Consider the following 15,972-nt stretch of genomic DNA (forward strand, 5'->3'; position numbering starts at 1 on the left):
GAACTTCTGGCACATTCTTATCTAAAATGATATATATATTGAAAAATGGAAGATAATAAAATAAAAGTCGGCATTACACAAGGAGACATAAACGGTGTGGGTTATGAAGTTATTCTGAAAGCATTCTCCGACCCCGTTATGCTGGAACTGTGTACACCTGTTATTTATGGCTCCCCTAAGGTGGCAGCTTATCATCGCAAGTCACTTGATTTGCCGACAAACTTCAGTATCGTGAACTCTGCTGCGGAAGCGGCTTACAACCGTTTGAGTGTAGTGAACTGTACGGATGATGAAGTGAAAGTAGAATTCTCAAAGGCAGATCCTGAAGCCGGAAAGGCTGCACTCGGTGCATTGGAAAGAGCTATCGAGGAATATAAAGAGGGATTGATTGACGTGATTGTCACAGCTCCCATCAACAAGCATACCATTCAGTCGGAAACTTTTGCATTTCCCGGTCATACGGAATATATAGAAGAGAGACTGGGCAATGGTGCCAAGTCATTGATGATTCTGATGAAAGATGATTTCCGGGTGGCATTGGTTACCGGACATATCCCTGTCAGCCAGATTGCTTCGACTATAACGAAGGAACTGATAGAGGAGAAACTGGCTATCTTCAACCAGTCGTTGAAGCAGGACTTCGCTATCGATGCACCGCGTATTGCCGTACTTTCTCTGAATCCGCATGCGGGAGATGAAGGTCTGCTGGGAAAAGAAGAAGAAGAAATTATCATTCCGGCATTGAAAGAGATGTCTGCCAGAGGTATCTTGTGCTATGGACCGTATCCGGCTGACGGCTTTATGGGTTCAGGCAATTTCACTCATTTTGACGGTGTGCTTGCCATGTATCACGATCAGGGACTGGCACCGTTCAAAGCACTGGCGATGGACGAAGGTGTGAATTATACTGCCGGATTGCCTGTGATACGTACTTCACCGGCTCATGGCACTGCATACGATATTGCAGGAAAAGGTTTGGCGAGTGAAGACTCTTTCCGTCAGGCTATTTATGTGGCTATCGACGTGTTCCGTAATCGCCTGCGTGATAAAGCAGCACATGCCAACCCTTTGCGAAAACAATATTACGAAAAGCGTGATGACAGCGATAAGCTGAAACTCGATAGTGTGGAAGAAGATTTGTAGAATGACGAAAGCGGAAATACAACAAGTAAAGTTACGATTCGGCATCATTGGCAACAATGAAGCATTGATGCGTGCGATAGACGTTGCTATACAGGTGGCGCCTACCGATCTGTCTGTACTGATAACCGGAGAAAGTGGTGTGGGTAAGGAAAGTTTTCCCCAGATCATTCACCAGTACAGTCGGCGTAAGCATGGTCAGTATATTGCGGTGAACTGTGGTGCCATTCCCGAAGGAACTATTGACTCGGAATTGTTCGGTCATGAGAAAGGGGCTTTCACCGGTGCCATCGGTGAACGGAAAGGATATTTTGGTGAGGCGGATGGTGGAACGATTTTTCTGGATGAAGTGGGAGAGTTGCCTTTGCCTACGCAAGCACGCCTGCTCCGTGTGCTGGAAAGCGGAGAGTTCATAAAAGTCGGTTCATCCAAAGTGCAGAAGACCGATGTACGCATTGTGGCAGCTACCAATGTAAACTTGACACAGGCTATTTCCGAAGGACGTTTACGTGAAGACTTGTATTACCGCCTGAACACTGTGCCTATCCAGATACCCCCTTTGCGTGAGCGTGGAGAGGATGCATTTCTATTATTCCGTAAGTTTGCTTCGGATTTCGCCGAGAAATATCGTATGCCTGCCATCCAGTTGACGGAAGATGCCAAGCAGCTATTGATTTCCTACTCGTGGCCCGGCAATGTGCGGCAATTGAAGAATATAACGGAACAGATTTCCATCATTGAAACCAACCGTGAAATCAATGCTTCTATATTGAAAGGATATTTGCCGGAACAGAATACGATGCAGCGGCTGCCCGCTTTGTTCGGCGTCAAAGAAACCAAGAGCTTTGAGAGTGAACGGGAAATCTTATATCAGGTTCTTTTCGATATGCGTCAGGATGTGACGGAGCTGAAAAAACTGGTACATGAGATTATGACCGAACGTGGAAAAACTGCCGCTCCGGCTGTGCCTGCTACTTATTATGCCCAACCGCCTGCCGTAGTGACTCCTGTTTCTCCGAGCGTGCCTACCATTATTCATCCTTCCATAAAGCCGTCCCACAACATTGATGAAGATATACAGGACACGGAGGAGTATGTAGAAGAGTCTCTCTCGCTGGATGAGGTGGAGAAAGAAATGATACGGAAAGCCTTGGAAAAACATCATGGTAAACGCAAGAGTGCGGCAAAGGATCTGAATATTTCCGAGCGTACCTTATACAGAAAGATTAAAGAATATGGATTGGATTAAAAAAATAGCCTCGACAGCTTTGTTGTTGAGCATCTTACTGGTAGTAAATTCGTGTAGCATTAAGATAGGACTTGCCCCGATCAGTTCGATTGACTACTCTAAAGTAAAAACTATTTCGATAGCGGATTTTCAAAATCGTGCAGAGTATGTATATGCGCCGTTGGCTACTGAATTTAACCAGAGCCTGAAAGACTTGTTCATGCGTCAGACACGCTTGTCACTGGTCAATAGTAACGCCGATCTTGAAATTGATGGTGAGATTACCGGTTATAATCAATATAACGAAGCGGTGGATGCCAGTGGATATTCTTCAAAGGTAAAAGTTACTTTGACTGTGAAAGTTACTTTTGTGAATAATACGGATCATAAGGATGATTTCACGGATCAGCAATTCTCTGCTTTCCAAACTTATGATTCTTCTAAGCTGCTGACCGAAGTGCAAGATGAATTGATAAGCCTGATGGTGAAAGACATAACAGAACAAATCTTTAACGCAACCGTAGCTAACTGGTAATAAAAGGAATGACGCCTGTACATTTGCAACAATGGATACAGCATCCCGAGGCGTTGAATCGGGATACCTTGTACGAACTTCGTACGCTGGTAGCCCGTTATCCTTATTTTCAGTCCCTGCGATTGCTCTATCTCAAGAATCTCTATGTGCTGCACGATATCAACTTCGGTGCAGAATTGCGTAAAGCGGTATTGTATGTATCAGACCGCCGTGTATTGTTTTATCTGATTGAAGGTGACCGCTATGCACTCCATCCTCATACTTCCGCACATGCTGTGGGAAAGGAGTTGGAAAAGGAGCCGAGTATTGACCGTACCCTTTCGTTAATAGACGCTTTCCTTGCCACTGTTCCGGAAGAACATTCACAGACAACGGGATTGGATTATGCAATGGACTATACCGCTTACCTGATACGGGATGATGAAGAAACGAACGAAACAGATACCTCATCAACTACCCCGACGGAAGTACCGAAATTGCGTGGGCAGGATCTGATAGATGGTTTCATTCGTCAAAGCGAAACGGAGGAAGGTATCAGCCTGAAGTTACCCAAAGAAGACAACCCGCTTTTATTGCCGTTGATTGAAGAAGAAACGGATGAGGCAGAAGAGGAAACGGTGGCTGTTGCCGACGAAACTTCCCGGTCGGCAGTAGAGGAAACAGAGCAGGATGATAGCTGTTTTACCGAAACTTTGGCTAAAATCTATATCAAACAGCGCCGATATGACAAGGCTCTTGAAATTATTAAAAAATTAAGTTTGAATTATCCAAAAAAAAATGCTTACTTTGCAGACCAAATCAGATTTTTGGAGAAATTGATTATTAACGCTAAATCAAAATAACAAAATGTACTTATTCTTAGTTATCTTAATGGTGGTTGCATCCTTGTTGATGTGCTTCATTGTATTGATTCAAAATTCCAAAGGAGGCGGTTTAGCATCCGGCTTTTCTTCTTCCAATCAGATTATGGGCGTACGCAAGACTACTGACTTTTTGGAAAAAGGAACATGGTTCCTGGCAGGATTTATGGTCGTAATGAGTATTGCTACTGCCTATGTTGTTCCCTCTTCTTCCGGTAAAGGCGGTGATGTGATTCTGGAACAGGCACAGAAAGAAGAGAAAACCAATCCGTACAACATGCCTACTGGTACAGCTGCTCCGCAGACAGAAGCTCCAGCAGCTCCTGCAACTACTGCTCCGGCCGCTGAAGATTCAGCTAACTAAAGTTATGTGCGGATGAACCGCAAAAAGAAATAAGAGAGAGGTTGACGCCGAAAAGGTGTCAGCCTCTTTTCTTTTTATGCCAGATTTAATTACCTTTGTCGGGATTATGCAATCTGATTAATAATTAATCTAATATAGTACAATGACAGAACAATTAAAACTTAAAATGAATGACTCTAAGGCTACCCGCTGGGGAGCATTGGTGATTGTTGCCTTTACGATGATGGCAGCTTACTATGTAAACGACGTGGTAGCACCGCTGAAAACGATGTTGGAGTCGGATCTTGCCTGGACAAGTAGTGATTTTGGATTCTTCACGGGTGGATACAGTTTCCTGAATGTATTCTTCTTGATGTTGATCTGGGGAGGATTAATTCTCGACCGTTTTGGAATCCGTTTTACCGGTAAATTGTCAACCATCCTGATGGTGGGAGGTACGGCACTTGAGTATTATGCCATGACAGGACTTGCCGGTCCGGATGCACAGATCTTCGGTCTGAATGAGATTTTCGGTTATAAAGCAGGGGTATTTGTCGCGTTTGCCGGTTATTCTATTTTCGGTGTAGGTGCGGAAGTTGCAGGTATCACAGTCTCTAAAATTATAGCCAAATGGTTTAGAGGTAAAGAGTTGGCTACGGCTATGGGCGTGCAGGTAGCATTGGCACGTATCGGTTCGCAAGCAGGTTATGCAGTGGCTATTCCTTTGGCACGTGCTTTCGGCATTACGACTCCGGTATTGGTAGGTTTGATTTTGCTGTTGGGAGGTTTGGTTGCTTTCTTTATCTTCTCAGTGATGGATAAGAAGCTGGACAAGCAGATGGAAGCGGCAGCCATAGCGGCAGGTACCGAGGGGGAGGAAGAGAAATTCTCCTTTAAGGATGTGAAGAATATCCTCGTTAATCCGGGCTTTTGGTTGATAGCTTTGCTGTGCGTATTGTTCTACTCTTGTGTATTCCCTTTCCAGAAGTTTGCTTCCGAACTGATGATTATCAAATATGGCATCAATGAAAACGTAGCAGGAACTTTTGCCGGACTACCGGCGTTGGGAGCACTGATCCTGACTCCTATATTCGGCGGATTTATAGATAAGCGTGGTAAGTCGGCTTCTATTATGATATTGGGAGCTGCCATGCTGATAGGTGTGCACTTTATTTATGCTATTCCTGCCATTAACTATTGGTTGGTAGCTATTGGTTTGATGATTATTCTGGGTATTGCTTTCTCTTTGGTGCCGTCTGCTATGTGGCCTGCAGTTGCCAAGATATTCCCGGTGAGCCAGTTGGGTACAGCTTATGCATTGATCTTCTTCATCCAGAATATTGGTTTGTGGGGGATTCCTACGCTGATTGGTAAAGTACTTGATGTCTATTGTATCGTAGGCAAGAAGGCAGATGGAACAAATCTGTACGATTATACGATACCGATGTGCATCTTTACCGGTATTGCCTGCTTATCTCTTGTGGTAGCCTTTATGTTGAAGAGAGCAGATAAGAAGTATGGCTATCAACTGGAGGAACCTAATATTCAAGGATAAGTAAAAACAACTCATGGATATGGAAACACCTGAAGGAAAAGTCAGTCTGCTGGATGCTATTCCGGTTCGTTGCGACCACATCCTGACCGAATGGGAAGGAGATTACGCTGTAATCTCCTATCCTCGGTTCAAGTATGAGTGGATGCGCAGGCTTTTGTTGCCGAAGAGTATGTCTCCTGATATTCATGTCCGCCTTGAAGAACACGGCAGCGCTGTGTGGCGGCTGATAGACGGACGGCGTACGGTGCAGGAGATTGTCTCACTGCTTGCCGATCACTTCCATCCTGATGAGAATTACGCTTCACGGGTCACGACCTATGTGATGCAACTACGGAAAGATGGATTTATAAAATTACTCTCCTCTGTCTACTTTAACCAAACCTCCCGTATTGGTATCGAATAATACTTTTATCACAGAATTCTTGTTGAACAGGACAGGGGCGAGGTATTCTACTACACCGAATTGCGTAACAGGAATTTCTGCATTATACAGTTCCTCATTGTGATAGTCTAATGTAACACGTGCTCTGCCCGGTACGTTGTAGGCAATGCCGTCCACTTGTTTCTTGGGATCGGCTTCGGGTATATTAATGCTTTTAAGATCGGCTATTGTAATGTAGACCGGTTCACCTGCCAAGTCGTTGTTGGCCACGATACCCAGTTTCTTAGAGAAGCGGAAGGCAACTTCATGCTTCATCTCTTTGGGGACGATGCGAATGGTGTATATCTTCTCTTCTGTGGTCACTTTACCTGCAAACATTTCCGTCATGGCACGTTCCTGTAAAGTCAGGTTGTCCAGCATGAGCTTCAGCTGCGCACCGTCTTTGGGCATATTGTCTGCTTCACCGCGCAACAGGGCATTCTTACTTTCGCGGATACTGTAGATTTCTTTGGCTACCAGTTCCGCCATTTTAGCCGTTGAGTTTGCCATCAGGATTTCTTCTGTGAGGAAGTCTCGGGGATTGACGTTCGGAGTGTTACCTGTAACTTTGGGTTGAATGGTCGGAGTTGTCTTACGTTGTCCGCTACCCAGCGGCATGTTGATGGAGTAGACAATACCATCCTTACCCAACTCGATAAGCGGGGCTACGGTTTTGTCTTTCATCTTCACGAAATATACGTTTTCTTTATCGGGTACACCGATTACTTCTGTCTGCATCTTGTCCAGTGTCCAATAAGTTTCCGGTTCGGAAGAGACGTTGTTCAGCCGCAGATAGCGTTCGGCATACTTGGAGAATTCTCCGGGAGTGTAGGTATGTTTGGTGGCTTGTACGGTAAGTTCGATTTCCGTTTTCGGAAGTACGTAAGTTACGCCGTAATCCTTGCCACGCGTGACACCTGCCGTCACTTCTGTTTGCGCTATGGCAGAAACGGAGAACAACAGGGCTGAGAGTAATACTATATTCTTTTTCTTCATAAGTCGCGTTATTTAAACGATTTCGGTTGAGGGACAAAGTTAATGAAGTTATTTTTGTCAAGAGTAGAATTACGGAATATTAACAGAATCGACCATCTAAGGGAGGTATCGGTGCTTTTCGCTTCATAAGATGGTATGTTTTATCTCATTAGATAGTATGTTTTACCTCGTTAGATAGTATGTTTTGTATCATTAGATAGTTTGTTTTGCCTCAATAGATGATGTAATTTGCCTTAAAGAAGTATGTTTTTGCTCTGAAAAGGTATCGGATATAAAAAAACAGGGAGAAGCAAATGCTTTTCCCTGTTACTATCTGTGACCCTAAATCTAAATCAGGATTACGATGACAAATATACGAAATTAAAAACCGGAAGTCAAGCTTTTACCCGGTTATTTTACGAATTGGATGCAAACAGGTTTATCAATACTGATGTCTTGATGCGTATCTGATAACAGACCTGTTACGGGATCTCGTTGGAATACCTGAATGACATGACTGTCGCGGCAGGCGGCCAACAGATATTTCCCGTTCGGGGTGATAATAAAGTTACGCGGATGAATCCCCGTCAACTGATAGCCGACCTTTGCCAACATACCGGTTTCCGGATTTACTTCGAAGATGGCAAGACCGTCACCTTTCAGGCGATTGCTGGCATACAGGTATTTCCCGTCGGGACTGAGATGTATATCGGCACTGCCACGTGCACGAAGTGTGTCGGCTGCAATGGTCTGTATCTTTTCCAGTTTGCCATCCAAGTAGCTGAAAGCGGTGATATTACCGGATAATTCGCTGATAAGATACGCGTACTTGCCGTTCGGGCTGAAAGTGAGATGACGCGGACCGGAATTAGGATCTACGTCAATGGCTTCGGCAGAAGGGTGGGGGATAATACTCTTCGGATGTATGACAAAGCGCAGGATACGGTCGGCACTGAAGTCAGTGGCAAAGATATATTTTCCATCCGGAGAGAAGACAGTGCAATGCACGTGGGGTGTTGCCTGTCTTTCAGTGTCCGGTCCGCCGGTACTACCTTCAAAAAGCGTATCGACAGGCTCTAATGAACCGTTCTTTTTCAGCGGGAAGACAGACATGCTACCTCCGCTATAGTTGGCTGTGAGTACTTCTTTTCCATTGGTGGCAACGTAGCAGGGATCGGCTCCCATAGTGGGCTGGCGGTTCAACAAACTGAGTTTCCCTGTTTCCTTATCGAAGGAGAAAGCATTGAGAGCAGCTGTTGTGTCATTCATTTCGCTGACGGCATAGACAAACTTTCCATCTTCCGAAGGGATGAGATAAGACGGGTTGAGCACTTCGATAGAACTGAGTGAGGTGGCAAGTCCCGTTTCCTGGTTGAAGCGGAAGGTGTAAATACCTTTGCTGTTTCCATCGGTGTACGTACCTACCAGCATGGCGAGTTCGTCACTTCCGTTGTTTACGTTTCCCGCTTTGCGGGGTGCGCAGGCTGTCATTGCTAATCCAAGCATACAGAAAAGAAGTTTTCTCATGATACTATAATTTTTATTTGATGAAGAATGAGGAATGAAGAATGACCTTGCGGCATATTCAAATAACTCAGCAAAATTCTTCATTCCTTATTCCTCATTCTTCATTAAAATCCACTTCCGCCACTCCTACACGATCGTCATTCAGTACAATGCGCAAGTCGCTGGCAGTAGTTCCTTTGAACGTATATGAAATCAACTTTCCGTATTCGCTGACTGTACCCGAATAAACTGTCAGGAATTGTCCGCCGCCACTTGAAAGCTGGATTTCAAACTCCGCCGGCAGACCGTTGCCTCTGCTGAATGCAATGGAAACGCCATCTACCTTGGAGCCGTTCTCCAAGGCAAAGGTAATATAATCTCCTTTATTTCCTTCCCAAACAGTATTCATTTTTTTATCGAGCACGTTCATTACACTTTCCGGATTGGTGCTGGCAGTTACGGGAGCATCCGTTTTTGCCTGTGCTTGCATGGGGGCGTTTGGATCTTCTACTGTTAATTTTCCACTCAGGCGGATGTCTTCGGAAGAAGCACCTACCATAATGCTGAAGTCTCCCGGTTCCACCACCCATTCCATGTGCTTATCCAGTAATTCCAGCTGTTTGCGGTCGAGGGTGAAAACTACCTCTTTCGTTTCTCCCGGTTGCAGGTGGATACGCTCAAAGCCTGCCAGATTCTTTTCGTAAGTGGTAACGCTGCTCAGGATATCGCGAACATACAGCTGAACCACTTCATCGCCTGCACGTTTTCCGGTATTTGTTACTTTGCAGCGTACGGTTGCCTTTTGGTTCGGTGTAATTACTTTCGGACTAATTTCGATGTCGGAATACTCAAAGGTGGTGTAACTCAGACCGTATCCGAATGAATAGAGTGCACCGTTGACGCGTGACATGTTTCCATCCGGCCCCGGATTCTTTCCACCGTCAATCTGTGAAGAAGGTTTGCAGGGGAAGTTGAAAGGAATTTGTCCGACACTTTTCGGGAAAGTGACTGTCAGTTTTCCGCCCGGATTATAATCTCCGAAGAGCACATCGGCTACTGCTGTTCCACCTTTGGAACCCGGATACCATGCTTCTAAAATAGCGGGAACGAACTTGTCTGCCCAATTGATGGATAGCGGGCGACCGTTAATCAGCACCAGTACGACGGGCTTTCCGGTTGCTTGTACAGCTTGAAGTAGTTTCAGTTGTCGTCCCGGAAGATCGAGGCTGCTGCGAGATTTGTTTTCACCGCAGGTACGCTGTCCGCCTCCTAATACGACTACGGCTACATCTGCCTGACGTGCATTTTCTACTGCTTTATCGATTTCAGCTTGTTCGCTATCTGTCATCGGATAGTCGATAAGTTCACTTTCCGGCCAGTTGGCGTCTACAAGGTCACAGCCTTTGGTATAGAGCACTTCTGCTTTGCCTTCAGTTTTTTGGCGAATGCCTTCCAGCACTGTGTTTACTTCTACTGCCAAAGGACCGTAGTGTGTCAGTGCGTATCCCTCTTCGTCCGCATTGGGGCCGCAAACTGCTATCTTCTTCACGTTGTTGATATCCAATGGCAACACGTTGTTTTCATTCTTCAATAAGACGAGGCTTTCGCGTGAGGCTTGCAGTGCAAGAGATTCATTTTCAGCTTTCTCTACTTCTCTATCGGCTCCTGCAAGGTCAGTCTGATAGGGAGCATCGAACAGCCCTACGAGGAATTTTACACGCAGAATGTCACGTACACGGTCGTTAATCACTTCTTCGCTTAGTCCGCCCTCTTTTACCAATTCGCGCAAAGGCAATACATATGAATCCGGTGACCGGAAGGTGCAACGTACATTCAGACCGGCTTCTACACTTTGACGCACGGCTTCTTTCATATCTTTGGCGGTGCTGTGTTTGGTATAAAGATATTCAACGGCATCACTGTCCGAAACCACATACCCCCGGAATCCCATCTCGCCACGCAGGCGTGTAGTCAGCCAATAATAACTGCCTTGTATGGGGACACCATCGTAATCATTGTACGAACTCATCACTCCCAATAGTCCCGCTTCCTTTATCACCCGTTTGAAGGGGTAGACATGTATCATTTCCACTTCGCGTGGTGACATTTGCGGGTCTACACGTGCCATACCTTCGCGGGCGCCCTTGTTGTTACTGTAAGCAACGAAATGTTTTCCGGTTGCTGCTACCTGATGGTTATGTTGCATGCCGCGTACCATTTCAATACCCAGTTCGGCAACGAGGTAAGGAGATTCCCCATATACCTCCTCATAGCGTCCCCAACGCTGGTCACGACCGACATCGAGAATGGGAGCATACACATTGGTATATCCCAGCATACGGGCTTCCCGTCCGGTGATTAATCCTACCTGGCGTATCAGTTCGCGGTTCCAGGTATGTCCCAATCCTAGTTGTGTGGGGAAATTGGTTGCACGGTAACTTTCTACTCCGCGGATACCTTCGTTCGTAAAATCTACGGGGATGCCGAGACGCGTTTCTTCTATGAAGAAGCGTTGTACTTCATTCAGTGCCCAGGCATGGCGGGATGCCGGCCATACATAGGGATTATCCGATGGGGGAAGTCCCCATTGTTGGAAACCGTTCAAGTGTTCGTCGATGGCACCGATACCGTCTTTCCAAAGCATTTGTTTCCATTCAGGGGTGGGGAGGTCGTCCTTTAGTACACGTTTGTAACCGTAGAGGGTTACCATCTGGCATGTCTTTTCTTCCAGTGTCATCTGGCTGAGTAGATCTTCGATACGTGCATCCAGTGAGGCATTTGGATCTTCGTATACATCCTTCACTCCGTTTTTGTTGAAATCAATCCAGCCTTTTTTGTACATTTCGCTTTTGACGGGTTTGTACACAGCCGGTATCTTCACGGCCTTTTGTGCGCAGAGCAGAGTACTGCCTCCGAGCAGTAGTGTCATTGCAATTAGTTTCTTCATGATATTTATATTTTCGTGTATATTATCTTCTGTTGCCAAAGGTACAGGTTTTAGTCTAAGGAGTGAGGATAATATCGTTCATTACAATAGTCCTTATTGTCCGGACGACTTGTTTTATTCTAAAAAAGACTTGTGAAGTTTCTATTTATGGAAACATTTGCTACCTTTGCAGTGTTCAATCATAAACACATGGAGGCAAAAGAAAGATTTAAAGTTGTTTACTCGGCTGGTGCCAAAGAATTTCTGCAAAGGATAACTTCAAAAGCAAGGGAAAAGATTATTAGTAATGCACGTAAAGCAAGTTATACAATTGATCCCAAACTGTTCAAAAAGTTAACAGGCACTGATCTTTGGGAGTTTAGAACATTATATGATGGTAAGCAATATCGTCTATTGGCTTTCTGGGATAAAACGAAAGAGGTGGATACATTAGTAATTGCTTCTCATGGGTTTATTAAGAAAACAGATAAAACGCCTATCAAGGAAATAGAGCGAGCAAGTAAGATAATGAAAGAATATTTTGAACTCAAATAAGTGTAGTTATGAAAGAAATGAAATTTTATACGCAAGAGGAGATTGAGGATGAGTTGATAGGTAAAAGAGGTACTCCGGAGCGTGACAGGTATGAGGAACAGTTAGATCTATTTCTCATAGGAGAAGCTATTAAGCAAGCGAGGCAAGCCAAAAACTTAACTCAAGAAGACTTAGGTAAACTTGTTGGCGTACAGAAAGCTCAAATATCAAGGATTGAAAACGGTAAGAACTTAACCTTTGCTACAGTGATAAAGCTTTTCAAGGCAATGGGATTGAGTGCCAGGTTAGAAGTAGATAGCTTGGGAAAGATAGCCTTGTGTTAAGGTTTTAATATTTGCAAAGAAAAAGCATTCGATAAAAAAAGAATTCTTATCTTTGCCCCACGATTTCTAAAAACCGTATGTATTCTGGGCTTGACTGGATTTGACAGCGGGTAGAAATAGTAAGTAAGCATGCAGTGCGTCGTTGATTTGCACTTTAATCTCAGTCTTCAAAATTTTATCTGGCGAAAGACAATACGCTCTTGCTGCTTAATCGAATCATAGTAGATCGAGCTTAATCCCGGTACCAGGTGCTGGGACGAGACATCACTCGGAAGCTGTTGCTCCGAAGCATTCCGATCCAGTGGTGCAGTTACATCGGGGATAGTTCTTGTCGGCCTTGAGGCGAGAATGAAACTTTAAAGGATAAGGCAATGGTTGATGGCTTTGGTTCTGCCGTTGCTCGAAAATCTAAGCAAAGATAAGCATGTAGAAAGCTTATGATTTCCTCGTTTGGACGAGGGTTCGATTCCCTCCAGGTCCACCAAAAGAATGAAAGCTCTGAAATAATCAGAGCTTTCATTCTTTTTATCCAGTTTTTTGTCTTCTGAATACTCTTATCTATAAACTTCCTTCAATAGATTCAGTAGCAACTGTTGTCCTACCACATTAGCCCGGTTTTCACTTTTCGTATTGAATGTATTCATAGATTCATTCATACCATCCAAATCGACAGGTGCGGTATACTCCTTGATTCCTTTGATACAGGCAGGGATATCCAGCGTAGTGATAATTACTTTTCCACTTCCTGCCGGTATCACCTGTAAGGCTGAATATACCTCTTTCTTATGGTCGGAAACACAGCCTACAAGTGTCTCACCATTGAAACACCGCAAACCGATACGACGCCGGTTGTACGTGGCAAAGCATTGATATTCCCAGTTGAAAGCACTATTTGCCGGCAGGTTCATAAAGATAGGATGCTCCCGGTTGAAGAAATTACCTCCATACCATGATTTACCCAGAATCTTCGAACCACGATAGTCCAGTACCTCTTTATCTGCCAGGAATTCTGCCCAACGTTCCGGATTGTCTACAATAATCAGAGTATGTCCTTTATATACCCATTCCATGATGTCGCTCATGCCACTGCCCCATTGCGTAGGTTCATAAGCGCCGACCAGCAGATAATCTCCTTCAGGGGTGCCACCTTTGTAAACCGGAACCTCCATGCCGACACCACGTAAGAAGTTTACCAGAGCTCCCGTCGTATCGGCTACACTGCCCCGTGTTGTGATGCCTTTCGTATTCAGTTCAACCGCAAACAACAGATCATCTCCCTTTACCAATTCTGTTTTACCTTTCAGTAAGGAAGCTTCTATACGGGTATAACCTTTACTCTTCGGTATAAATGCCCAACCGCTTTGCAGGCATTGACCGTAGTTATTTCCACCTTTCACTGTCACCCGTTCCTTATGACTGGCCACTACGTTTCCACTTTCATCTTTGGCTACCAGATTCAGTATATAAGAACCTTTCAGATTCTTTTCGTTCACAATGTAAGTGTCTACCAACGTTGTATCTCCTGTACTCACTACCTTGCGGTTCATTTTGACAGCCAGATAAAGAGGAGCATTGTAGCGGGCCATGACTTCCGGATCTCCTTTCGGGAAACGATAATTGTCGACGATGCCCGAATGATTCTCAAGTTTCATACTTTCCCAACCATTTACGGCATACGCATCTACTGTATTACTGATCCGTATATTCTCTATGATCCTTCCCTGATAATAGAAAGAAACATTTCCCATGGAACGCGTCAGGTCATCCACTGTGGGGAAAGCTTTGTCGAACCCTTTCTCTTTCAGAAAACGGTCGTAGGCGTCATACCATTGCAGATAATCGTCCGCTTCCCAACTATTCATCTTGCCGCTTTTCAGGATATCTTCGCGGATGAGTTGCAGGCGTGGAGGAGTACCGATTGCCCCGTCTTCACCCCAGTATACAATTTCTTTCTTATGATCGGAGAAACGGTGATAGTTATCTTTACTCAGATATAAGTTGTCATGATAACATCCGGGACCGCCTGCGTGATGCCGGTCATACCATCCATAGTCGTAGAAGGTAGTGTCATAAGGCATCAGATGCAGTTTGAAACGCGTGTTGTGTTCCTCTGCCGGATTTTCTCCGTTGCTTGAATTATAAGTCAGGATGCGGGTAGGGTCCAAAGCATGTGCCATGCGCATCTGGTCATAATCTTGAGTCTGGGGATAAGCGCCACGTTCATTATGCAGATTGTAGATGATGAGTGACGGATGGTTACGGTCCCGCTTTATCATGCGTGCCAGTTTCTCGTTGCGGTAGGCAAAATAGAAATTACTCTGCTTGTCGTTGTCATTGAAGTTTTTGATGGGGTACTGATTACCTCCGGGTTCTTCAAAATAGAGTAATCCCAATTCATCAGCATAGTCCAGAATGTTGGTTTGCCCGATATTCCGGTGAAAGTTCAGCATGTTTAATCCCAGTTCTTTGGCAATCGTAATTTGCCGTTTGGCCAGTTCATCGGAAGGAGTGATACCATTATAAGGCCAGAATCCCCACGAGATAGCTGTCCGTAATACGATTCGTTTGCCGTTCAGGAAGAATTGCCGGTCTCCTTTTATATCTTTTATTTCGAACCAACGGAAACCGAAACGCTCAGTTACGGCATCGTCGTTCAGAGAAATTCTCAGGTCATAGAGACGGGGCGAGTCTACACTCCATAAGTGCGCATTGGGCACTTTGATTTGATAAGTTTGCAGGTTCTCACCTTCTTTCAGCGATTCCAGGCGGATATTCTTGCGGTATACGGTCTGTCCGTTGGGATGTTCTTTGATTTCCAGACATAGTTCCTTGTTTGTGACAGAAGCTCCGGTTTCATTGGCTGCCCTGACTTCTACTTCAATGGTATGCGGTTCCGGTTGGTTTTTGATAAATACATCTTTCACATAAAGCTTTCCGGTAGCTTCCAGTTCCACTTTTCCCGTAATACCACCGAAGCCGTGTGAGGGATTGGTGCGATATACTCCCCAGGTATAAACCTGTGAGTCTTTCCAATTGAAGTTCCCGTTAGGATCTGTAATCCGGAAAGTGATTACATTCTTCTTGCCCGGTTCTATAAAAGGAGTGATGTCGATGGAGAAAGGAGTACTGTTCACTAAATCATATCCTGCCAGTTGATGGTTGACAAATATTTCAGCGCGGAACCTCACGGAGCCGATCTTCATTGCAATCCGCCTGTCTTTCCATTCGGCAGGAATGTCTACTTCAGTTTCAAACCAGGAAACTCCCGTATAGTTTCCTGTCACTCCGAATGTCTGTCCGTTCCATCCCCACAGGTGCTCTTCTACTGTGGCAGGCAGATTGATACCTGTTTTATCGGGATGTTTCAATAATTGCCAGCCCCCTGTCGGAGTGTTTGCAGGCAATGCTTTGATATCTACCGGTGGAAGATATAACTCATCATTCTGCCAGGCAGCTGCACGGTCTAAGGTGATGTTCCACGGGTGGGAGGACAAGTCGAGGTTTACTCTTTCCTGAGAGGAGCCGATGAAAATGTTCAGGGCTGCTCCCGCAATGAATAACAGGGATTTTCGGTTCATATTATATAATAGGTGTAAGTGATTCGT

The 15,972-nt window shown here is 45.0% G+C and carries 13 protein-coding genes and 1 other RNA gene; 10 read left to right on the forward strand and 4 right to left on the reverse strand.

The genetic code is table 11. The annotated features are described in order from the left end of the window. Positions 1–45: 45 nt before the first annotated feature. From pdxA to K6V21_RS13505, 7 genes are all read left to right on the forward strand, one after another. Positions 46–1,143 carry a 4-hydroxythreonine-4-phosphate dehydrogenase PdxA gene (gene pdxA, locus K6V21_RS13475; RefSeq protein WP_044264756.1) on the forward strand — a complete coding sequence of 366 codons (1,098 nt, stop codon included), beginning with the start codon at positions 46–48 and terminating at the stop codon, positions 1,141–1,143. Position 1,144: 1 nt separating this feature from the next. Beyond that, positions 1,145–2,389: a sigma-54 interaction domain-containing protein gene (locus tag K6V21_RS13480; protein ID WP_224318930.1), complete on the forward strand. Its 1,245-nt coding sequence runs from the start codon at positions 1,145–1,147 to the stop codon at positions 2,387–2,389. Further along, positions 2,376–2,903 (forward strand): LptE family protein, encoded by a 528-nt coding sequence (locus K6V21_RS13485; protein WP_007212964.1) that lies wholly within the window; start codon positions 2,376–2,378, stop codon positions 2,901–2,903. The genes K6V21_RS13480 and K6V21_RS13485 overlap by 14 nt, the downstream gene beginning before the upstream one ends. 8 nt (positions 2,904–2,911) lie before the next feature. Further along, complete coding sequence (locus tag K6V21_RS13490) at positions 2,912–3,745, forward strand: tetratricopeptide repeat protein (protein ID WP_217714994.1); 834 nt, start codon at positions 2,912–2,914, stop codon at positions 3,743–3,745. 4 nt (positions 3,746–3,749) lie between these two features. Further along, positions 3,750–4,127, forward strand: a complete 378-nt coding sequence (secG, locus tag K6V21_RS13495; RefSeq protein ID WP_044264763.1) for a preprotein translocase subunit SecG — start codon at positions 3,750–3,752, stop codon at positions 4,125–4,127. A 142-nt stretch (positions 4,128–4,269) separates the two neighbouring features. Beyond that, the gene (locus K6V21_RS13500) at positions 4,270–5,661 is read left to right on the forward strand and encodes an MFS transporter (protein ID WP_217714996.1); all 1,392 of its coding nucleotides are present in this window, start codon (positions 4,270–4,272) and stop codon (positions 5,659–5,661) included. 19 nt (positions 5,662–5,680) lie between these two features. After that, complete coding sequence (locus K6V21_RS13505) at positions 5,681–6,064, forward strand: PqqD family protein (protein WP_217714998.1); 384 nt, start codon at positions 5,681–5,683, stop codon at positions 6,062–6,064. Here the strand turns inward: K6V21_RS13505 and K6V21_RS13510 are convergent. The 3 genes from K6V21_RS13510 to K6V21_RS13520 all read right to left on the reverse strand — a co-directional run bounded on the left by K6V21_RS13510 (position 6,014) and on the right by K6V21_RS13520 (position 11,510). Continuing rightward, positions 6,014–7,078, reverse strand: a complete 1,065-nt coding sequence (locus K6V21_RS13510) for a DUF4831 family protein (RefSeq protein ID WP_217715000.1) — start codon at positions 7,076–7,078, stop codon at positions 6,014–6,016. The two genes, K6V21_RS13505 and K6V21_RS13510, sit on opposite strands and share 51 nt — an antisense overlap. A gap of 390 nt (positions 7,079–7,468) precedes the next feature. After that, positions 7,469–8,584, reverse strand: a complete 1,116-nt coding sequence (locus tag K6V21_RS13515) for a lactonase family protein (RefSeq protein WP_224318931.1) — start codon at positions 8,582–8,584, stop codon at positions 7,469–7,471. 94 nt (positions 8,585–8,678) lie between these two features. After that, positions 8,679–11,510 (reverse strand): beta-glucosidase, encoded by a 2,832-nt coding sequence (locus tag K6V21_RS13520; protein WP_224318932.1) that lies wholly within the window; start codon positions 11,508–11,510, stop codon positions 8,679–8,681. Between the two features lie 189 nt (positions 11,511–11,699). Between K6V21_RS13520 and K6V21_RS13525 the strand changes: the two genes are divergently transcribed. The 3 genes from K6V21_RS13525 to ssrA all read left to right on the forward strand — a co-directional run bounded on the left by K6V21_RS13525 (position 11,700) and on the right by ssrA (position 12,851). Beyond that, a complete protein-coding gene (locus K6V21_RS13525) occupies positions 11,700–12,044 on the forward strand; it encodes a type II toxin-antitoxin system RelE/ParE family toxin (RefSeq protein WP_217715108.1) in 345 nt (114 codons plus the stop codon). An 8-nt stretch (positions 12,045–12,052) separates the two neighbouring features. Then, positions 12,053–12,367, forward strand: a complete 315-nt coding sequence (locus tag K6V21_RS13530; protein ID WP_118462012.1) for a helix-turn-helix domain-containing protein — start codon at positions 12,053–12,055, stop codon at positions 12,365–12,367. Positions 12,368–12,453: 86 nt separating this feature from the next. Continuing rightward, positions 12,454–12,851: a transfer-messenger RNA gene (gene ssrA / locus K6V21_RS13535) on the forward strand. Positions 12,852–12,921: 70 nt separating this feature from the next. Here ssrA and K6V21_RS13540 read toward each other — a convergent pair. Beyond that, the gene (locus tag K6V21_RS13540) at positions 12,922–15,945 is read right to left on the reverse strand and encodes a glycoside hydrolase family 2 protein (protein WP_224318933.1); all 3,024 of its coding nucleotides are present in this window, start codon (positions 15,943–15,945) and stop codon (positions 12,922–12,924) included. Between the last annotated feature and the right edge of the window lie 27 nt (positions 15,946–15,972).

Source organism: Bacteroides cellulosilyticus (assembly GCF_020091405.1).
In the GTDB taxonomy this organism is placed as follows: Bacteria; Bacteroidota; Bacteroidia; order Bacteroidales; family Bacteroidaceae; genus Bacteroides.

Coding starts and splice junctions, on each gene's coding strand:
- pdxA (WP_044264756.1), top strand. CDS start 46: ATGGAAGATAATAAAATAAAAGTCGGCATTACACAAGGAGACATAAAC.
- K6V21_RS13480 (WP_224318930.1), top strand. CDS start 1,145: ATGACGAAAGCGGAAATACAACAAGTAAAGTTACGATTCGGCATCATT.
- K6V21_RS13485 (WP_007212964.1), top strand. CDS start 2,376: ATGGATTGGATTAAAAAAATAGCCTCGACAGCTTTGTTGTTGAGCATC.
- K6V21_RS13490 (WP_217714994.1), top strand. CDS start 2,912: ATGACGCCTGTACATTTGCAACAATGGATACAGCATCCCGAGGCGTTG.
- secG (WP_044264763.1), top strand. CDS start 3,750: ATGTACTTATTCTTAGTTATCTTAATGGTGGTTGCATCCTTGTTGATG.
- K6V21_RS13500 (WP_217714996.1), top strand. CDS start 4,270: ATGACAGAACAATTAAAACTTAAAATGAATGACTCTAAGGCTACCCGC.
- K6V21_RS13505 (WP_217714998.1), top strand. CDS start 5,681: ATGGAAACACCTGAAGGAAAAGTCAGTCTGCTGGATGCTATTCCGGTT.
- K6V21_RS13510 (WP_217715000.1), bottom strand. CDS start 7,078: ATGAAGAAAAAGAATATAGTATTACTCTCAGCCCTGTTGTTCTCCGTT.
- K6V21_RS13515 (WP_224318931.1), bottom strand. CDS start 8,584: ATGAGAAAACTTCTTTTCTGTATGCTTGGATTAGCAATGACAGCCTGC.
- K6V21_RS13520 (WP_224318932.1), bottom strand. CDS start 11,510: ATGAAGAAACTAATTGCAATGACACTACTGCTCGGAGGCAGTACTCTG.
- K6V21_RS13525 (WP_217715108.1), top strand. CDS start 11,700: ATGGAGGCAAAAGAAAGATTTAAAGTTGTTTACTCGGCTGGTGCCAAA.
- K6V21_RS13530 (WP_118462012.1), top strand. CDS start 12,053: ATGAAAGAAATGAAATTTTATACGCAAGAGGAGATTGAGGATGAGTTG.
- K6V21_RS13540 (WP_224318933.1), bottom strand. CDS start 15,945: ATGAACCGAAAATCCCTGTTATTCATTGCGGGAGCAGCCCTGAACATT.